The 13,973-nt window shown below is 55.8% G+C and carries 17 protein-coding genes; 10 read left to right on the plus strand and 7 right to left on the minus strand.

Annotated elements, in window-relative coordinates; translation table 11 throughout:
* Positions 1–83 precede the first annotated feature (83 nt).
* Entirely contained in the window at positions 84–572 is a 489-nt protein-coding gene (locus RSK20926_RS19255; RefSeq protein ID WP_037255873.1) for a peroxiredoxin, read from the minus strand.
* A gap of 99 nt (positions 573–671) precedes the next feature.
* Here RSK20926_RS19255 and RSK20926_RS19260 point away from each other — a divergent pair, with 99 nt between their 5' ends.
* From RSK20926_RS19260 to RSK20926_RS19270, 3 genes are all read left to right on the plus strand, one after another.
* Positions 672–1,883, plus strand: coding sequence for an NAD(P)/FAD-dependent oxidoreductase (locus RSK20926_RS19260; RefSeq protein ID WP_008209290.1), 1,212 nt, complete (start codon positions 672–674; stop codon positions 1,881–1,883).
* Positions 1,880–2,440 (plus strand): 16S rRNA (guanine(966)-N(2))-methyltransferase RsmD, encoded by a 561-nt coding sequence (gene rsmD / locus RSK20926_RS19265; protein ID WP_008209291.1) that lies wholly within the window; start codon positions 1,880–1,882, stop codon positions 2,438–2,440. The genes RSK20926_RS19260 and rsmD overlap by 4 nt, the downstream gene beginning before the upstream one ends.
* A gap of 120 nt (positions 2,441–2,560) precedes the next feature.
* Complete coding sequence (locus RSK20926_RS19270; protein ID WP_008209292.1) at positions 2,561–3,223, plus strand: HAD family hydrolase; 663 nt, start codon at positions 2,561–2,563, stop codon at positions 3,221–3,223.
* A 96-nt stretch (positions 3,224–3,319) separates the two neighbouring features.
* On the opposite strand, the gene RSK20926_RS19275 is transcribed toward RSK20926_RS19270, so the two are convergent.
* The 4 genes from RSK20926_RS19275 to sfsA form a co-directional block, all read right to left on the minus strand.
* Positions 3,320–3,787: a DUF2269 family protein gene (locus RSK20926_RS19275; RefSeq protein ID WP_037255836.1), complete on the minus strand. Its 468-nt coding sequence runs from the start codon at positions 3,785–3,787 to the stop codon at positions 3,320–3,322.
* Entirely contained in the window at positions 3,784–5,100 is a 1,317-nt protein-coding gene (locus tag RSK20926_RS19280) for an SDR family oxidoreductase (protein WP_037255838.1), read from the minus strand. The genes RSK20926_RS19275 and RSK20926_RS19280 overlap by 4 nt, the downstream gene beginning before the upstream one ends.
* 283 nt (positions 5,101–5,383) lie before the next feature.
* Positions 5,384–6,193, minus strand: coding sequence for a type I methionyl aminopeptidase (map, locus tag RSK20926_RS19285; protein WP_008209295.1), 810 nt, complete (start codon positions 6,191–6,193; stop codon positions 5,384–5,386).
* 110 nt (positions 6,194–6,303) lie between these two features.
* On the minus strand, positions 6,304–7,005 hold the full coding sequence (gene sfsA, locus RSK20926_RS19290) for a DNA/RNA nuclease SfsA (RefSeq protein WP_008209297.1): 702 nt from the start codon (positions 7,003–7,005) through the stop codon (positions 6,304–6,306).
* Between the two features lie 186 nt (positions 7,006–7,191).
* Here sfsA and RSK20926_RS19295 point away from each other — a divergent pair, with 186 nt between their 5' ends.
* From RSK20926_RS19295 to RSK20926_RS19310, 4 genes are read left to right on the plus strand one after another with little or no spacing between them, the layout of a single operon-like run.
* Positions 7,192–7,914 (plus strand): competence/damage-inducible protein A, encoded by a 723-nt coding sequence (locus RSK20926_RS19295; RefSeq protein ID WP_037255841.1) that lies wholly within the window; start codon positions 7,192–7,194, stop codon positions 7,912–7,914.
* Positions 7,911–8,651, plus strand: coding sequence for a GNAT family N-acetyltransferase (locus RSK20926_RS19300; RefSeq protein ID WP_008209300.1), 741 nt, complete (start codon positions 7,911–7,913; stop codon positions 8,649–8,651). Before RSK20926_RS19295 ends, RSK20926_RS19300 begins: the two co-directional genes overlap by 4 nt.
* Before the next feature lie 7 nt (positions 8,652–8,658).
* A complete protein-coding gene (locus RSK20926_RS19305) occupies positions 8,659–9,231 on the plus strand; it encodes a peroxidase-related enzyme (protein WP_008209302.1) in 573 nt (190 codons plus the stop codon).
* Positions 9,232–9,237: 6 nt separating this feature from the next.
* Positions 9,238–10,236, plus strand: coding sequence for an OmpA family protein (locus tag RSK20926_RS19310; RefSeq protein ID WP_037255843.1), 999 nt, complete (start codon positions 9,238–9,240; stop codon positions 10,234–10,236).
* 190 nt (positions 10,237–10,426) lie between these two features.
* Here the strand turns inward: RSK20926_RS19310 and RSK20926_RS19315 are convergent, their stop codons facing one another.
* Both RSK20926_RS19315 and RSK20926_RS19320 read right to left on the minus strand, forming a co-directional pair.
* Positions 10,427–11,347: a LysR family transcriptional regulator gene (locus tag RSK20926_RS19315; protein WP_008209305.1), complete on the minus strand. Its 921-nt coding sequence runs from the start codon at positions 11,345–11,347 to the stop codon at positions 10,427–10,429.
* 174 nt (positions 11,348–11,521) lie between these two features.
* Positions 11,522–12,469 carry an AEC family transporter gene (locus RSK20926_RS19320; protein ID WP_232281930.1) on the minus strand — a complete coding sequence of 316 codons (948 nt, stop codon included), beginning with the start codon at positions 12,467–12,469 and terminating at the stop codon, positions 11,522–11,524.
* 171 nt (positions 12,470–12,640) lie between these two features.
* Between RSK20926_RS19320 and RSK20926_RS19325 the strand changes: the two genes are divergently transcribed.
* From RSK20926_RS19325 to RSK20926_RS19335, 3 genes are all read left to right on the plus strand, one after another.
* The gene (locus tag RSK20926_RS19325; RefSeq protein WP_008209309.1) at positions 12,641–13,084 is read left to right on the plus strand and encodes a DUF4399 domain-containing protein; all 444 of its coding nucleotides are present in this window, start codon (positions 12,641–12,643) and stop codon (positions 13,082–13,084) included.
* Positions 13,085–13,212: 128 nt separating this feature from the next.
* Entirely contained in the window at positions 13,213–13,554 is a 342-nt protein-coding gene (locus RSK20926_RS19330; RefSeq protein WP_008209311.1) for an NIPSNAP family protein, read from the plus strand.
* Positions 13,551–13,904 (plus strand): antibiotic biosynthesis monooxygenase family protein, encoded by a 354-nt coding sequence (locus RSK20926_RS19335; protein ID WP_008209313.1) that lies wholly within the window; start codon positions 13,551–13,553, stop codon positions 13,902–13,904. The genes RSK20926_RS19330 and RSK20926_RS19335 overlap by 4 nt, the downstream gene beginning before the upstream one ends.
* Positions 13,905–13,973: the final 69 nt, after the last annotated feature.

Here is a 13,973-nt window from a genome sequence, read left to right on the forward strand (position 1 = left end):
GCAGCGCTTAAACCAATGGTGAGGGGCGAAGGAGCCCCCCTCCTTTTTGCTTCTTATCTAGATGCTCAGCTATTTGGACACTCTCATCCGATGGAGGCTAAGAGACCCTCGCCCGCGCTCAGCTCACAGACGCCTGGCCCCTCTTCGAGGTTCAGGACTGACACCACCCCATCATCTATCAGCATCGCATAGCGCAGCGAACGGCCGATCAACCCGGCGGGCGGCGCGTCAAAGCGCATGCCGATGGCATCGGTAAAGGCGCTTTCCGCATCTGCGAGCATGGTGATTCCAGCCGCATTGGCACCGGTGGCTTCGCCCCAGGCCTGCATGACAAAGGGATCATTGGTAGAGACGCAGATAATCTCATCCACCCCCTTCGAAATAAACTCATCCTTGGTTCGGATAAAACTAGGGACATGGGCAGAGTGACAGGTCGGCGTGAAAGCACCCGGAACGGCAAAAATCACGACTTTTCGGTCCTTTAGCTTCTCGGCAAGTTGAACCTGTTCGGGTCCATTTTCACCAATTCGGGTCAATTGGACATCTGGCAATTTCTCTCCTGCTGAAATCAAGGCGCGTTTCCTTTTTGTGGTGATTGCGTTTTTGCGCTGGCCCCATATAGGGTCGCTGGCAACAGAAGACTTGAAAACGCGCGGGAGGCAAAGGCCGAAATGAGTCATATCGTTGTGATCGGTGCCGGACAGGCAGGATCTTCGCTGGTTGCGAAGCTGCGAAAGGACGGTTTTGAAGGGGAGATCACCCTGATCGGCGCAGAAGAGGCGCTGCCCTATCAGCGCCCTCCTCTGTCCAAGGCCTATCTCTTGGGAGAGATGGAGCTGGAACGTCTCTTCCTGCGCCCCGAAAGCTTTTATGCCGAAAACAATATCACCCTGCGGCTCGGCACACGCGTGACCGGCATTGATCCGGCGGCCAAGACTGTGAGCATTGGTGATGAGGTGATTACCTATGATCAGCTGGCCCTGACCACCGGTTCAGACCCACGCTACCTGCCTGCCGCCATTGGTGGCGATCTGGGCGGGGTCTTTGTGGTACGGGGCCTTGGCGATGTTGATGCCATGGCTCCCCATGTCACCGAAGGCAAGCGGGCCTTGATTGTGGGCGGTGGTTACATCGGTCTGGAGGCCGCAGCGGTCTGCGCCAAACGGGGGGTAAAGGTCACTCTGGTTGAGATGGCGGACCGGATTCTGCAACGTGTTGCCGCTCCAGAAACCTCTGACTATTTCCGCAATCTGCATCAAAGCCACGGCGTGGAAATCCGCGAAGGGACCGGGTTGGAGTGTCTTGAAGGCGAAAATGGCCAGGTGACACGCGCGGTGTTGAGCGGTGGTGAAGCGCTGGATGTTGATTTTGTTGTGGTCGGGGTTGGAATTACACCAGGCAGTCAATTGGCTGAAGGCGCTGGCCTGGAGCTGGAGAACGGGATCAAGACCGATGCCGCAGGGCGTACCTCAGATCCTTCGATCTGGGCTGCGGGGGACTGCGCCTCGTTCCCTTATAAGGGTGGGCGGATCCGGTTGGAGAGCGTACCCAATGCCATCGATCAGGCCGAAGTGGTGGCACAGAATATGCTGGGGGCGGGCAAGGACTATGTTGCAACACCCTGGTTCTGGTCCGATCAGTATGATGTGAAACTGCAGATTGCGGGCTTGAACACCGGGTTCGACAACGTCGTGACCCGCGCCGGTGAGGGGCTGACCACCTCCTTTTGGTACTACAAAGGCGACCAGCTGGTTGCGGTTGATGCGATGAATGATCCCCGTGCCTATATGGTGGGCAAGCGGCTTATCGATATGGGTAAAACCGCCGATAAAACCGTTGTGGGCGACCCATCTGCGGACCTGAAACCGCTATTGAAAGCGTGAGGATCATCGCAGGCGATTTCCGCGGCCGTGCGCTGGCTGCGGTTGGGAAGGGGGATGCAGGTGCCCATCTGCGTCCCACCACGGATCGGGTGCGCGAAAGCCTGTTCAATGTCCTGTCACATCAGGTTGAGTTTGACGGCATGCGGGTGCTCGACCTTTTTGCAGGCACCGGCGCACTCGGCCTGGAGGCGCTGTCACGTGGGGCTGAGAGCGTGACCTTTGTGGATGACGGACGCGTATCACAGGGCTTGATCAGTAAGAACATTGCAATCTGCAAAGCACAGGAGCAATGCACTCTGATCCGACGCAATGCGCTGAAGCTTGGTGCCAATCCGGCTGCGCCTTTTGACGTGATCTTTCTTGATCCGCCTTATGGCAAAGGGCTGGGAGAGAAAGCCTTGCTTGCCGCCACCACGGGAGGGTGGATTGCGGATGATGCATTGATCATCTGGGAAGAAAGCGCTCCGATGCAGGCACCTGATGGGTTCAGCCTGCAGAATAGCCGTAAATATGGGGATACCCATATCTCTTTGATGTGGAGAGATGTTTCAGCCTGAAACAGCGAAGGCATACGTTTGCCGATGCCAGATTTGCGGTTGCGCAATTGCTGCCTTAGCACCGGTGTTACATCCGTGCAGATCTATCGCGGCGGAAGGAGCAGCTGAAGAGGTTCATCCATGCCCAAAACCCACCCCACCCCAAAGCTGGTGATCTTTGATTGCGACGGCGTCCTGGTGGATAGTGAAGTGATCTCGAACCAGGCGATGGTGGATAATCTGGCGCGTTATGGGCTGCTATTGACCCTAGGTGAGGCCATGGAGCATTTCGTTGGCGGGACCATGGCCGGGGTGGTGGAGAAGGCGCGCAGGATGGGCGCCAATCTGCCGGAAAACTGGTGTGATGAGATCTACGAAGAAACCTATGAGCGACTGCGCAAGGGTGTACCCCTGGTCTCGGGCGTGCGTGAACTTCTGAAAAGGCTTGATGTGGCGGGTATTCCGGTTTGCGTCGCTTCCAATGGGAGCGAAGATAAAATGCGGATCACCTTGGGGCAAAACGACCTTTGGGAGCGGTTCCACCCCAATGCAATGTTTTCCGCGCAGGCGCTGGGCGTGGCAAAACCTGATCCTTATCTCTTTCTGGCTGCGGCCAGCCATTTCAAGGTCCAAGCGCGTGATTGCCTGGTCATAGAAGACAGTGCGACAGGAGCTTTGGCCGCAGCACGTGCTGGCATGTGTTGCCTGGGTTTTGCACCCTTTGATGAGGGCAGGCGTCTGCAAGCGGAAGGAGCCGAGGTGTTTTCCGAAATGGCAGAGGTCGCGGCCCTGATTGGACTTTGATCTCTTCAGAAAAGAAAAGGCCCCAGCTGGATGCTGGCGCATTCCGGGCTTTGGGACATAGAAAGGACCTCGTCGAAAAAGTGTCGAGGCCTTTTATTAAAATGTCGGTTTAGTCAGCATCAACCAAACAATGGCCATCACAGCCCCAAAGGCAGGAAACCCAAAGACGAACCACCAGTGGTAAAGTCTGTGATATCTCGCAGGGAGGGGGGTTCCAGCCTTCTGAGCTGTGAGGGCCAGGTTGCGCATCTGAATTTGCATCCAGACAACGGGCAACCAAAACACGCCAACAAAGACATAGAGCGCGAGAGACAGAGCGACCCAGCCTTCAAATAGCGGCCAACCAACTTCGCGGGCCAAAAGGTAGCCCGTTATTGGTTGGATTATCGCAGCGGAGGCTGTGAAAACCGTATCCGCGATCACGACAATACCGGCGACATGGGCGATGAGTTTGGGGTCGTTGCTAAGGTTGGAAATAACCATGAAAAAGGCAATGCCCGCCCCGGTTCCCAATAAAACTGTCGCGCCAATCACATGCAAAAAGAGCAAGATTTCGTAGGTCATCTTTCTTCCATCAACAGCCATACCAAGGCGGCAAGTGTCATTCCCGGCAAAACTTTGACCATCGGTCCAAGTGGATCAGCCCAAAGGTCTGGTGCGGCAATGAGGCTGCCAATCAGATAGATACTCGACAGGGCGAGCATTCCAAGCGCGGCGTGCCTGGTCCACGGTCTCCATAAAATTCCTATGCCCAAAAGGATGTCTGCCACAGCGCCGCCAAGCACGGTCGGGGCGATCACCCATGAGGAAACCGAGCGTTCAGTCAGGACCGACATGGCACGCGCTGGATCAATAAGGGTTATCAGGCCGGATAGGAGCCAGAAATTGGCCAGCATCCCGATTGCAAGGGGAAGAGCGATATATGCGCGGGAAAAGAGCCGCTCTTGGCGCGTCGCGGGCAAGAGAGCCAGTGTATCATCGAGCGATCGGCAAGAGCTGCCTCCGGCGCTCTCCCAGGTGTTTGGATCGCCGCGAATGCCATCTGCAAGCGCTGCAAGGGCCGTGGTTCTTAACGGCGAACGCCACCCAAGATACCCAAACAGATCGGCGATTTTCCCCGCGGCGGATACAAACACCGCTGGAATGGTCGGGCAAGCAACTGGAGCCGCCCAGCCCTGCCATTTGCGAACCTTCGCAAGCAGGTCCGGAAAGCTGTGGGCGTTTTGTTCGGTGATATCTGCAATGGTTCCGGAGCTAATTTGCCCTTGGGCAGATTCTACGACCGCAGCGGCAACATCCTCAACATAAACTGTCTGGATCTGCGCATTTGGCAAAACATGCGGCTGGATCAATGGTAGCGCTGAGGCCGCACGAAGAAGTGCCGTCCCTCCATAGGCCTCTTGAGACAATACAAGCGTCGGGCGCAGGATGATCCAATTCTTAGCACGCGAAGAGAGGATCATGTCCCCTTGTGCTTTCGTTCGAAAGAAGGCGGTTGAGGCCGATTCAGAAACACCGGCCGCGGAAATCTGAACGATCCGAACCGGCAACGCGGCCGCAGCCTCGACGAGATGCTCCATGGCGGTCACATGGATCGCTTCAAGGTCGTCTCTCGCTCCATCCTGAAGGGCGCCTGATGCATTCACAATCACATCGACACCGTCAAGTATTGCCAACCATTCTTTGATTGTAATGGTTGGTATATCGCGGATTATCCATTCGACAGATAGGCCCACCGCATTTGCGGAACGTATTGATCGCCCGACCCCCGAGACTTCAAAGCCTGCCCTGGAAAGTGCGCGCATACAGGCAAGCCCAATTAAACCATACCCCCCAAGAACAATCGCTTTAGGCACTCTTATTCCTTTTCCATACATCAACTGCACATGATATACGTTCCTGAAGAAATTCTGGAACCGCTCGGTTCAAATTGGCCAGAAACGGGAAAACCAAAGAGCATCCCCTCAATTTTTCTTATTTTGTGACTTCGGGACTTTTCTCCCGGCGTTAGCGACTTTCTGCATCAAGAAATACTGATAAAAATCAAATGCCTGCCGGGCAAAAACTCGGCAGGCGCTGCCCTTGTGTCCCAAACCCCGGAATGCGCCAGCTGGATGCTGAGGCCCTTTGTATCTAGTTGCATTGATGGCGCTTAGCGCACTAACCGTAGGTCGGATGAAACTTCCCGGCAGGAGAGAGGGTAAATATCTCAAACCCGTCCGAGGTCACGCCAATGGAATGTTCAAACTGTGCTGACAGCGATTTGTCGCGGGTTACAGCTGTCCATTCATCCGCCAGGATCTTGGTCTCTGGACGACCCAGGTTGATCATCGGCTCAATGGTAAAGAACATCCCTTCTTCGAGGCGCGGGCCGGTGCCGGGACGACCATAGTGCAGAACATTTGGGGGAGCGTGAAACACCGTGCCCAGCCCATGGCCGCAGAAGTCGCGCACAACACTCATGCGCTGACTTTCCGCAAAGGACTGGATTGCATGACCAATGTCGCCAAAGGTATTGCCGGGTTTCACCGCCTCGATACCTTTCATCAGGCTGTCATGGGTCACCTGGATTAGCCGCTCGGCCTTGCGTGGCAGTTTGCCTGCCACAAACATACGAGAAGTATCGCCAAACCAGCCATCCACGATGACGGTAACGTCGATATTGAGGATGTCGCCATCCTTCAGTTTCTTGTCTCCGGGAATGCCGTGGCAGACCACATGGTTCACCGAGATGCAGCTGGCGTGCTGATAGCCTTTGTAGCCGATTGTGGCTGATTTGGCGCCAGCCTCATCTACCATCTTGGTAATTACCCGATCAATCTCGCCGGTGGTTTGGCCGGGAAAGACATATTGGGCAATATCATCCAGGATCTGCGCCGCCAGCTTGCCAGCAGCATGCATGCCCGCGAAATCGGACTCTTGGTGTATGCGGATGCCGTCCTTGGTGGTGCGGCCGTCTTTCGATCTCATCAAGCTGGGCTCCGTGCGCTTGTCTCTTGAGTAGGTGTTTAAGGGGAATTGGTTAAAAGAACCAGAGGGGGAGCCGTAAAAGGCACCGGCTCAAGCGGGTCCTGGCTGGTCTAGGCTTCAGCTATTGCGGGGCCGATGGTAATTTCCTGAGGCGAGATTTTGGTTGTGTAGATCAGTTTTTCGACCCCTGCTGCCTTGGCCACCTCAAAGGCCTGTGCATAGGCAGGGTCAATATCCTCTGCCAAGGCAAAGCGGCTGCAATCGGTGCGCTGCACCAGGTAGAGCATAACCGCGCGATGCCCGGCCTCTGCAACGCGCGACAACTCACCCAGGTGTTTGGTACCACGCGCGGTGACGCTATCCGGAAACTCCGCCAAACCCTCCCGGCGTGAGAGGGTCACGCTTTTGACTTCCACATAGCAATCAGGCAGACCGCGACTGGTCAAAAGGAAGTCAATCCGGCTGTTCTCACCGTATTTCACCTCGGGCCTGACCGTGTCATAGGCTGCCAGTTCCGGGATTTCGCGGTTGATCAGGGCCTCTTTCAAGGCACGGTTTGGAACAGAAGTATCCACCCCGGTGAAATGTTCATCTTGATGCTCAACCAGGCGCCAGCCGTATTTCAGCTTTTTCTTTGGGTCATCGTTGGGCTCCAGCCAAATCCGTATCCCTGGCTCTTTCAGCCCCAGCATTGAGCCCGGATTGGCGCAATGGGCGGTAATCTCAGATCCGTCTTCGAGGCGGCAATCGGCAAGGAAACGCTTGTAGCGTTTGATCAATGTGGCGGGGATGAGGGGCGTTGCGAATTTCATGGCACATGGGTATCTGAGCCCTAAGAGAAGTCAATCTTCACCGTTCAAACTGCCCTGGCGCTTGCAGGATTTGGGACCTGTTCACGCTGCGGCATTCACGGCAGGTCGGTCTTGCGTGCTTGCCCCCAGTTGTGGGTCGTCTATCTTGGGGCAGACAGGAAGAGGCAGCCGCAGGAGGAACAGAAAATGCCCAACCCGAGTGCGGCGATGCTGGTCATTGGTGATGAGATCCTGTCGGGGCGCACCCGCGACAGCAACATGCATTTTCTGGCCGGAGAGCTGACCAAGCATGGGATTGACCTCAAAGAGGCCCGGATGGTCAGCGATGACAAGGTGGCTATTATTGCAGCGGTGCAAGAGCTTGCCGAAGGGTATGATCATCTCTTTACCAGCGGCGGCATTGGCCCCACACATGATGATATCACGGCTGATTGTATCGCAGAGGCCTTTGGTGCAGCAATTGATGTCCGCGAGGATGCCCGCCAAATCCTGCAGGCGCATTACGCGCAGTCGGGCCAGGAGTTGAACGCCGCCCGTTTGCGCATGGCGCGTATTCCAGACGGGGCGATCCTAATCGATAACCCAGTCTCCTCGGCACCTGGGTTTACCCTGCAGAACTGCCATGTCATGGCGGGGGTCCCCTTGGTCTTTCAGGCCATGGTCGCCGGTCTCTTGCCGGAACTCTCTGGTGGTGAACCGCTATTGTCGCAAAGCCTGCGCGTATTGCGCGGGGAAGGGGATATTGCAGCCTTTCTGTCTGATCTCGCAGCGCGCTATGAAGATCTCTCCATTGGGTGCTACCCGTTCCAGCAGAACGGTGCCTATGGGGCGAACATTGTCGTCAGAGGCGCAGAAGGCAGCCGCGTGGATGCCGCCATGCGCGAACTGGCAAAGGAGATGGGGCTGTGAGCGGGGACACCTCTGTGACTGATCCAAAATACTACGCCCTTGTCGAAGCCACCTGGCCTACTGCCGCCAAGCGCTCGCTTGGTCCCGTAACTCTGCGCGAGGGGCAGGGCGGTGGCAGCCGTGTCTCCGCTGCGAGCGTTGAGGGCGCGGCCAAAGAGCAAGAGATAACCGAAGCAGAGAAGGCCATGCGGGCAATGGGTCAATCCTGCTTGTTCATGATCTATGACGGTCAGGATCAGTTGGATGGGCAACTGAGTGAGCGCGGCTATGAAGTCAAAGATCCGGTCAACCTGTGGACCTGCCCGGTCGAAACCCTGATGGATGTAGCGATCCCCCGGGTGACCACCTTTGCGCTTTGGTCCCCTTTGGAAATCCAGCGAGAGATCTGGGAACAGGGGGGCATTGATGCGGCGCGCCAAAATGTCATGGAGCGTGTCTCTGGGCCAAAGGTGGCTTTGCTTGCGCGGCACCGCGATAAGCCGGCCGGGGCGGGTTTTGTTGCCATTCACGAAGGGATTGCCATGGTGCATGCGCTGGAGATCCTACCGCACCAGCGCCGTTGTGGCATGGGAGCCTGGATGATGCGCCAAGCGGCCTATTGGGCCGCAGAAAACGGTGCGGGAGAGCTTGCCGTGCTTTGTACCAAACGTAATGAGGGCGCAAATGGGCTTTATGCTTCCCTCGGTATGCATTGCGTCGGAAAGTACCACTATCGCCATTTGCCCGAAGAAGAGTGATTTTGAAATGACTGACCAGAAAGCCCCTACGGCCCTAAACCTGCCCCCGCTGGATCCGCTGCCTGCGGGCATGGAGAAGTATTTTGCGATCTGCCAGGAGAAACTTGGCATGGTCCCCAATGTTCTGCGTGCCCATGCCTTTAGCGAAGAAAAGCTGAATAGTTTCAGTGCGCTCTACAATGAGCTGATGCTGGCGGAGAGCGGGTTGAGCAAGTTGGAGCGAGAAATGATTGCTGTGGTTGTCTCGTCGATCAACCGGTGTTTTTATTGTCTGGTCTCCCACGGTGCAGCAGTGCGCCAGCTTTCAGGGGACCCGCAGCTTGGTGAAATGTTGGTGATGAACTACCGTGTTGCGCCGATTGAGGCAAAGCAACGGGCGATGCTTGATTTCGCTGCGAAAATGACCAAATCCAGCTCTGAAATCGAAGAGGCGGATCGTCAGGCCCTGCGGGATGCTGGATTCAGTGATCGTGACATTTGGGACATTGCCAATGTCACAGGCTTCTTCAACATGACCAATCGTGTGGCGAGTGCGACCGCCATGGCCCCTAACGAGGAATACCATGCCCAATTCCGGTAGGGATTTATGATCAGACGAACTGGCGCGTTTCTCGCATCGTTTTTGCTCCCGCTCTCCCTTCAGGCCCAGGACCTTCCTTTGGAGCTGCCAGGCGGAGCGGAGTCACTTAGCTATCGGGAAACCGCTGTCGGCAGCTATGCTCTGCCGCTGAGTGGCCACAGTGAGAACGGCATTGAACAACGTGTCTTGGAGGGCCGGGTTCTGCGTCGAACCTGGCGGCTACCTGAAAGCGCGACGGCTTTGCAGATCCTGGCACCGCTGAGAGAACAGTTGCAAAACCTGGGCTACGAAACCCTGTTCCAATGTCAGGCGCGGCAATGCGGTGGCTTTGATTTTCGCTTCGGAATCGAAGTTGTCCCTGCGCCCGACATGCTTGTCAGTCTTTCGGACTATGAGTTTTTATCGGCGGCCAAACCCCTGCTGCCTGGCCAAGCTGAGCAAGCACAGGAAGTGGTCTCGCTCTTGGTGTCCCACAGCGGCTATGCCACCTTCTTGCAGATAATCGAAACCGGCCCGGTGATGGAGGATCAGCCACCAGAGACGGAGCCGGCAGCCTCTTCGCCAAACCTGTCAGAAGTGTCGGACGAAGAAGCCAAGCCTGATAGCGGCGACCATCAATCCGAAGCGTTGAGCCTGTCATCACAGCTATTGGCAGAAGGTCATGTGATCCTGGAAGGTCTCGTTTTTAAATCTGGCTCGGTGCGCTTGGGACAGCGGGCGGTGCAATCTCTGGAAGAATTGGCGCAATTTCTGAAAGATCATCCTGAGGCGCGCGTTCTCATTGTTGGCCATACGGATAGTGTTGGATCTCTTGCCAGCAATAGATCGCTCTCCGAAAGACGGGCTGAGGCTGTTCGCGGGGCACTTATTGAAAATAGTGGCATCGATAACGCCAGAGTGCAGGCCACAGGAGTGGGATATGCTGCCCCAATCGCTAGCAATCTGTCCCCTGCGGGCAGAGAAAAGAACCGCCGCGTCGAAGCCGTTCTGCTGAGCAGCAAATAGCCGCAATAGGCATTGACCAACTGTTATGCGAGGCAAAAACCGATTAGGGCGGCTTTGCTGCCTCTCTTTCTCGTTTGAAATCTGACTGGGTGATGACCCTCAACAAAAAAACTCCCCCGCATTTTGCAGGGGAGAGGGGGGGAGGAAATCCAAATTTTGGGGGTTTCGGCCGCGACTTTTCGACCAAAACTCAGGCGGCGGGTGTGCGCCAATCCACCGGGTTCTTGTCTGCAAAGGCATGGGCCAGGAAATCAATAAAGGCACGCACTTTGGGCTGCGTGAACTTGCCGGGCGGATAGACCGCATAGATCCCTTGGGTTTCCATCGGCAGGCTGGGCATCACATCCTCAACCAGACCTTCTGACAGTGCTTCTGCGTAGAGGTAGCTGGGCAGATAGGCGATACCCAAACCAGAGATGGCGGCATTCAACAGGGATTGCCCGTCATTCACCGAAAGCCAGCCGGTTGTTCTGACCTGACGTTTCTCACCCGACGGGGCTGTGATACGCCAGACATTGCCACTGGACTGATTTGAGTAGTGCAGCAGCTTATGTGTGTTCAGATCGTCGATTTTCTGGGGCCTGCCAAATTGCTCCAGATAGGCGGGAGAGGCGATCATGCGCTTGGTCGTTTCGGTCAGTTTGCGTGCCCGCAAAGAGCTGTCTTCCAGCTCCCCGATCCGGATCGCCATATCAAAGCCTTCAGAGATCAGCTCAACATAGCGGTTGTTTAGCACCATGTTCACCGTGATGTCGGGGAAATCGCGCAGGAAGTCCGACAGGACAGGCGACAGGTGGTTTACTCCAAAGTCCGTTGCCACGGAGATCCGCAACAGCCCGGAGGGGGCGGATTGCATGGAGGTGACCAGAGCGTCGGCCTCGCCTGCGTCATTTAGTACGCGTCTTGCACGATCATAGTAGGCCAGGCCAATTTCTGTGGGCGAAACGCGGCGCGTTGTGCGATTGAGCAATCGTGCCCCGAGGCGTGTTTCAAGGCTTGAGACATGTTTGGAGACCGCAGATTTCGAGATCCCCATCTTCTTTGCAGCATCGGTAAAACCGCCTTGGTCCACGACGTTGGCAAAGGCCTCCATTTCGGTCAGTCGATCCATCAACAGTTTCCTCAGATAACAAATTCTGTTCTCTGTCTGGCGATGAAATGGGGCGTCAAAGGGGCATTGATAAGATAATTGCGGGGTTTTCCGGGCATCGTGCCCGTATAGGAAACGGTTAACCAACTCGACTTACGGCAAGGGAGCCCTATCCCCCTGATCCATCTCGTTTGTCTAGAAAACCAGTTTAAGAGCCAGAATCCAAAGAGGCAGGGTAAGCGCGGCGAGCAAGGTAGATTGCGCAATCAATGTCGCCACTAAAATTCTATCCGCACCAAACCCAGAGGCAAGAACATGGGCGGCAGAGGCGGTTGGTAACGCGGCAAAGAGGATCAAAACCGCAGCCAAATCGGCGGGAATGGACAGGATCCAGCAGGTCAGAAACACAAGTGCCGGTGTCAAAACCAGGCGCACCAGGCAGAGGTAGCCATTGAAGCGATCCAGGCGGGCCAGGGCTTGCCAGTTCATTGTTGCGCCAATTGACAGAAGCGCAATGGGAATTGCCGCCTGCGCAAGCATCTGGGCTGGTGCCAGGATCGGTGCTGGTATCCGGTAACCTGACAAGCCAACGGCAACTCCTGCCAATGAGGCAATCAAAAAGGGATTGGAGGCTACTTTGAGCAAGGTGGCAGAAAGGGAGAGGTTTCCGCCACGCGAAAGCGCAGAGACTGCCAAGATATTGGCAACGGGGACGGCCATACCGACGGCCACAGCCATGGAACCGACGAGACCTGGGTTCAGAACCGGGACTGCTACAAATGCAAGGGCGGTGTTAAAGCGCCAGGTGGTTTGCCAGGCCCCGGCGAAATCCAAAAAACGCTTTGGTCCTAAGCGACGCGTGGTCAGCCCCAAGAGCAAAGCGAGCAGCAGGATCGCCCATACAGCTGGGCCGATGCGGATAAGATCACTCCAGGCAATTGGTCTGTTGCAGGCCGCAAAAAACAGCAAGGCCGGAAAAAGAACTTCGAAATTCAGGCGATCTAGGCCTAGCCAAGCCTCAGGCTTTAGTCGGTTGCGGAGCAACCCACCCAGTCCGACCATCAGAAAACTGGGCAGGAGCCCCATCAAGATCACTGCAAAGATCATCTTGCCCTCCATTGCCAGGCCGTTGCCACAGACCATGTCTGAAGCGCTCCGTGCGCGCAGGCAAGCCATGTCGTTGATTTACCCGTCAGTCTTTTCGCGAGCGATTAAAAAATGAGCAGGGTTCGAGAGAGGCACTCAAATTGGTCCTTGGCTTGAGAGGAGTGCAGGCTACTCTAGTGGTGTGCACTTTTTTAATGAGGTTTGGTTATGAAGAAAATTGCAATCGCACTTGCCGCGCTGTGTCTTGCGGCACCCCTTTGGGCAGGCGGAGAGACCGCAGCGAATCCGGATGCCAAGGTGTATTTCGTCAACCTCCAGGATGGAGATATTGTTTCCTCGCCGGTGAAAGTTGTTTTTGGTCTTGCGGGAATGGGCGTGGCGCCCGCTGGCACAGAAAAGGAGAATACGGGTCATCACCACCTCCTGATCGACAGGCCTCCTCTGGGGGAAGGGGAAGATGGGGTGGATGAACTCAGCTATGGGCTGCCTGCTGATGATCATCATGTTCATTTTGGTGGCGGTCAGACTGAAACCGACCTGGACCTGGCGCCAGGCAAACATACCCTGCAACTGGTCATGGGAGATATGAGCCATGTACCACATGCTGACCCGGTGATTTCCAAGGTTATTACCATCACTGTGAGCGAATGACTGGCCTGTGGGCCTCTGGTCCATGCTGGGTCGCGCTGTGAAATTGGCGTGATGTTTCGCTGCAGAGCGAAGCATCACGCAGATGGCATGGGTTAGTTCTGAGGTTCCAAAAGAAAGGGACCTCTCACGTGTTGACCTGTATAATCCGCTACCAGATCGATCCTGCCAAGCGGGCAGATTTTGAAATCTACGCTCGAAACTGGGGGCAAGCGATCCCTCGCAATGGCGCCGAATTGATTGGCTATTTTGCGCCACATGAAGGATCAGTGAGTGAAGCCTACGGGATCTATAATATCCCTAGCCTTGCTGCCTATGAGGCCTATCGCACCAGGCTTGCGGAGGATCCATTGGGGCGGGAGAATTACGAATTTGCCATGCGGGAGCGGTTTATTCTGCGCGAGGATCGGACTTTCCTCAAATGCGTCTCCTTTCCTCATGATGATTCGGCAAAGGGAGAGCCAGGACAGTGATCGCAGTCATTTTTGAAGTGGAAATTGCGGAGGGGCGGAAGCCGGACTATCTGGAAATCGCAGCGGAGTTGCGCGAACAGTTGACAGAAGTAGACGGGTTCTTTTCCGTTGAGCGGTTCCAAAGCCTCAGCAATCCGGACAAGCTGCTCTCGCTGTCTTTCTTCCGCGATGAAGGTGCCGTTCAGGAGTGGCGAAATCTCAATGTGCATCGCGATGCACAGGCAAAGGGGCGTGGAGGGGTCTTTTCTGACTATCGGCTTCGGGTTGCTGAAGTCATGCGCAGCTATGGCATGGATGATCGTTCAGAAGCCCCTCAGGACAGCAAACAGCATCATGAGGCGCGCGGGTGAAGAGGCAAAGGGGGCTACTCCCGCCCGGTGATCACTTTATGAAAAAGCTCTCACCCCTTGGGCCTGGCG

This window comes from Roseobacter sp. SK209-2-6, from assembly GCF_000169455.1.
Taxonomy (GTDB): domain Bacteria; phylum Pseudomonadota; class Alphaproteobacteria; order Rhodobacterales; family Rhodobacteraceae; genus Pseudophaeobacter.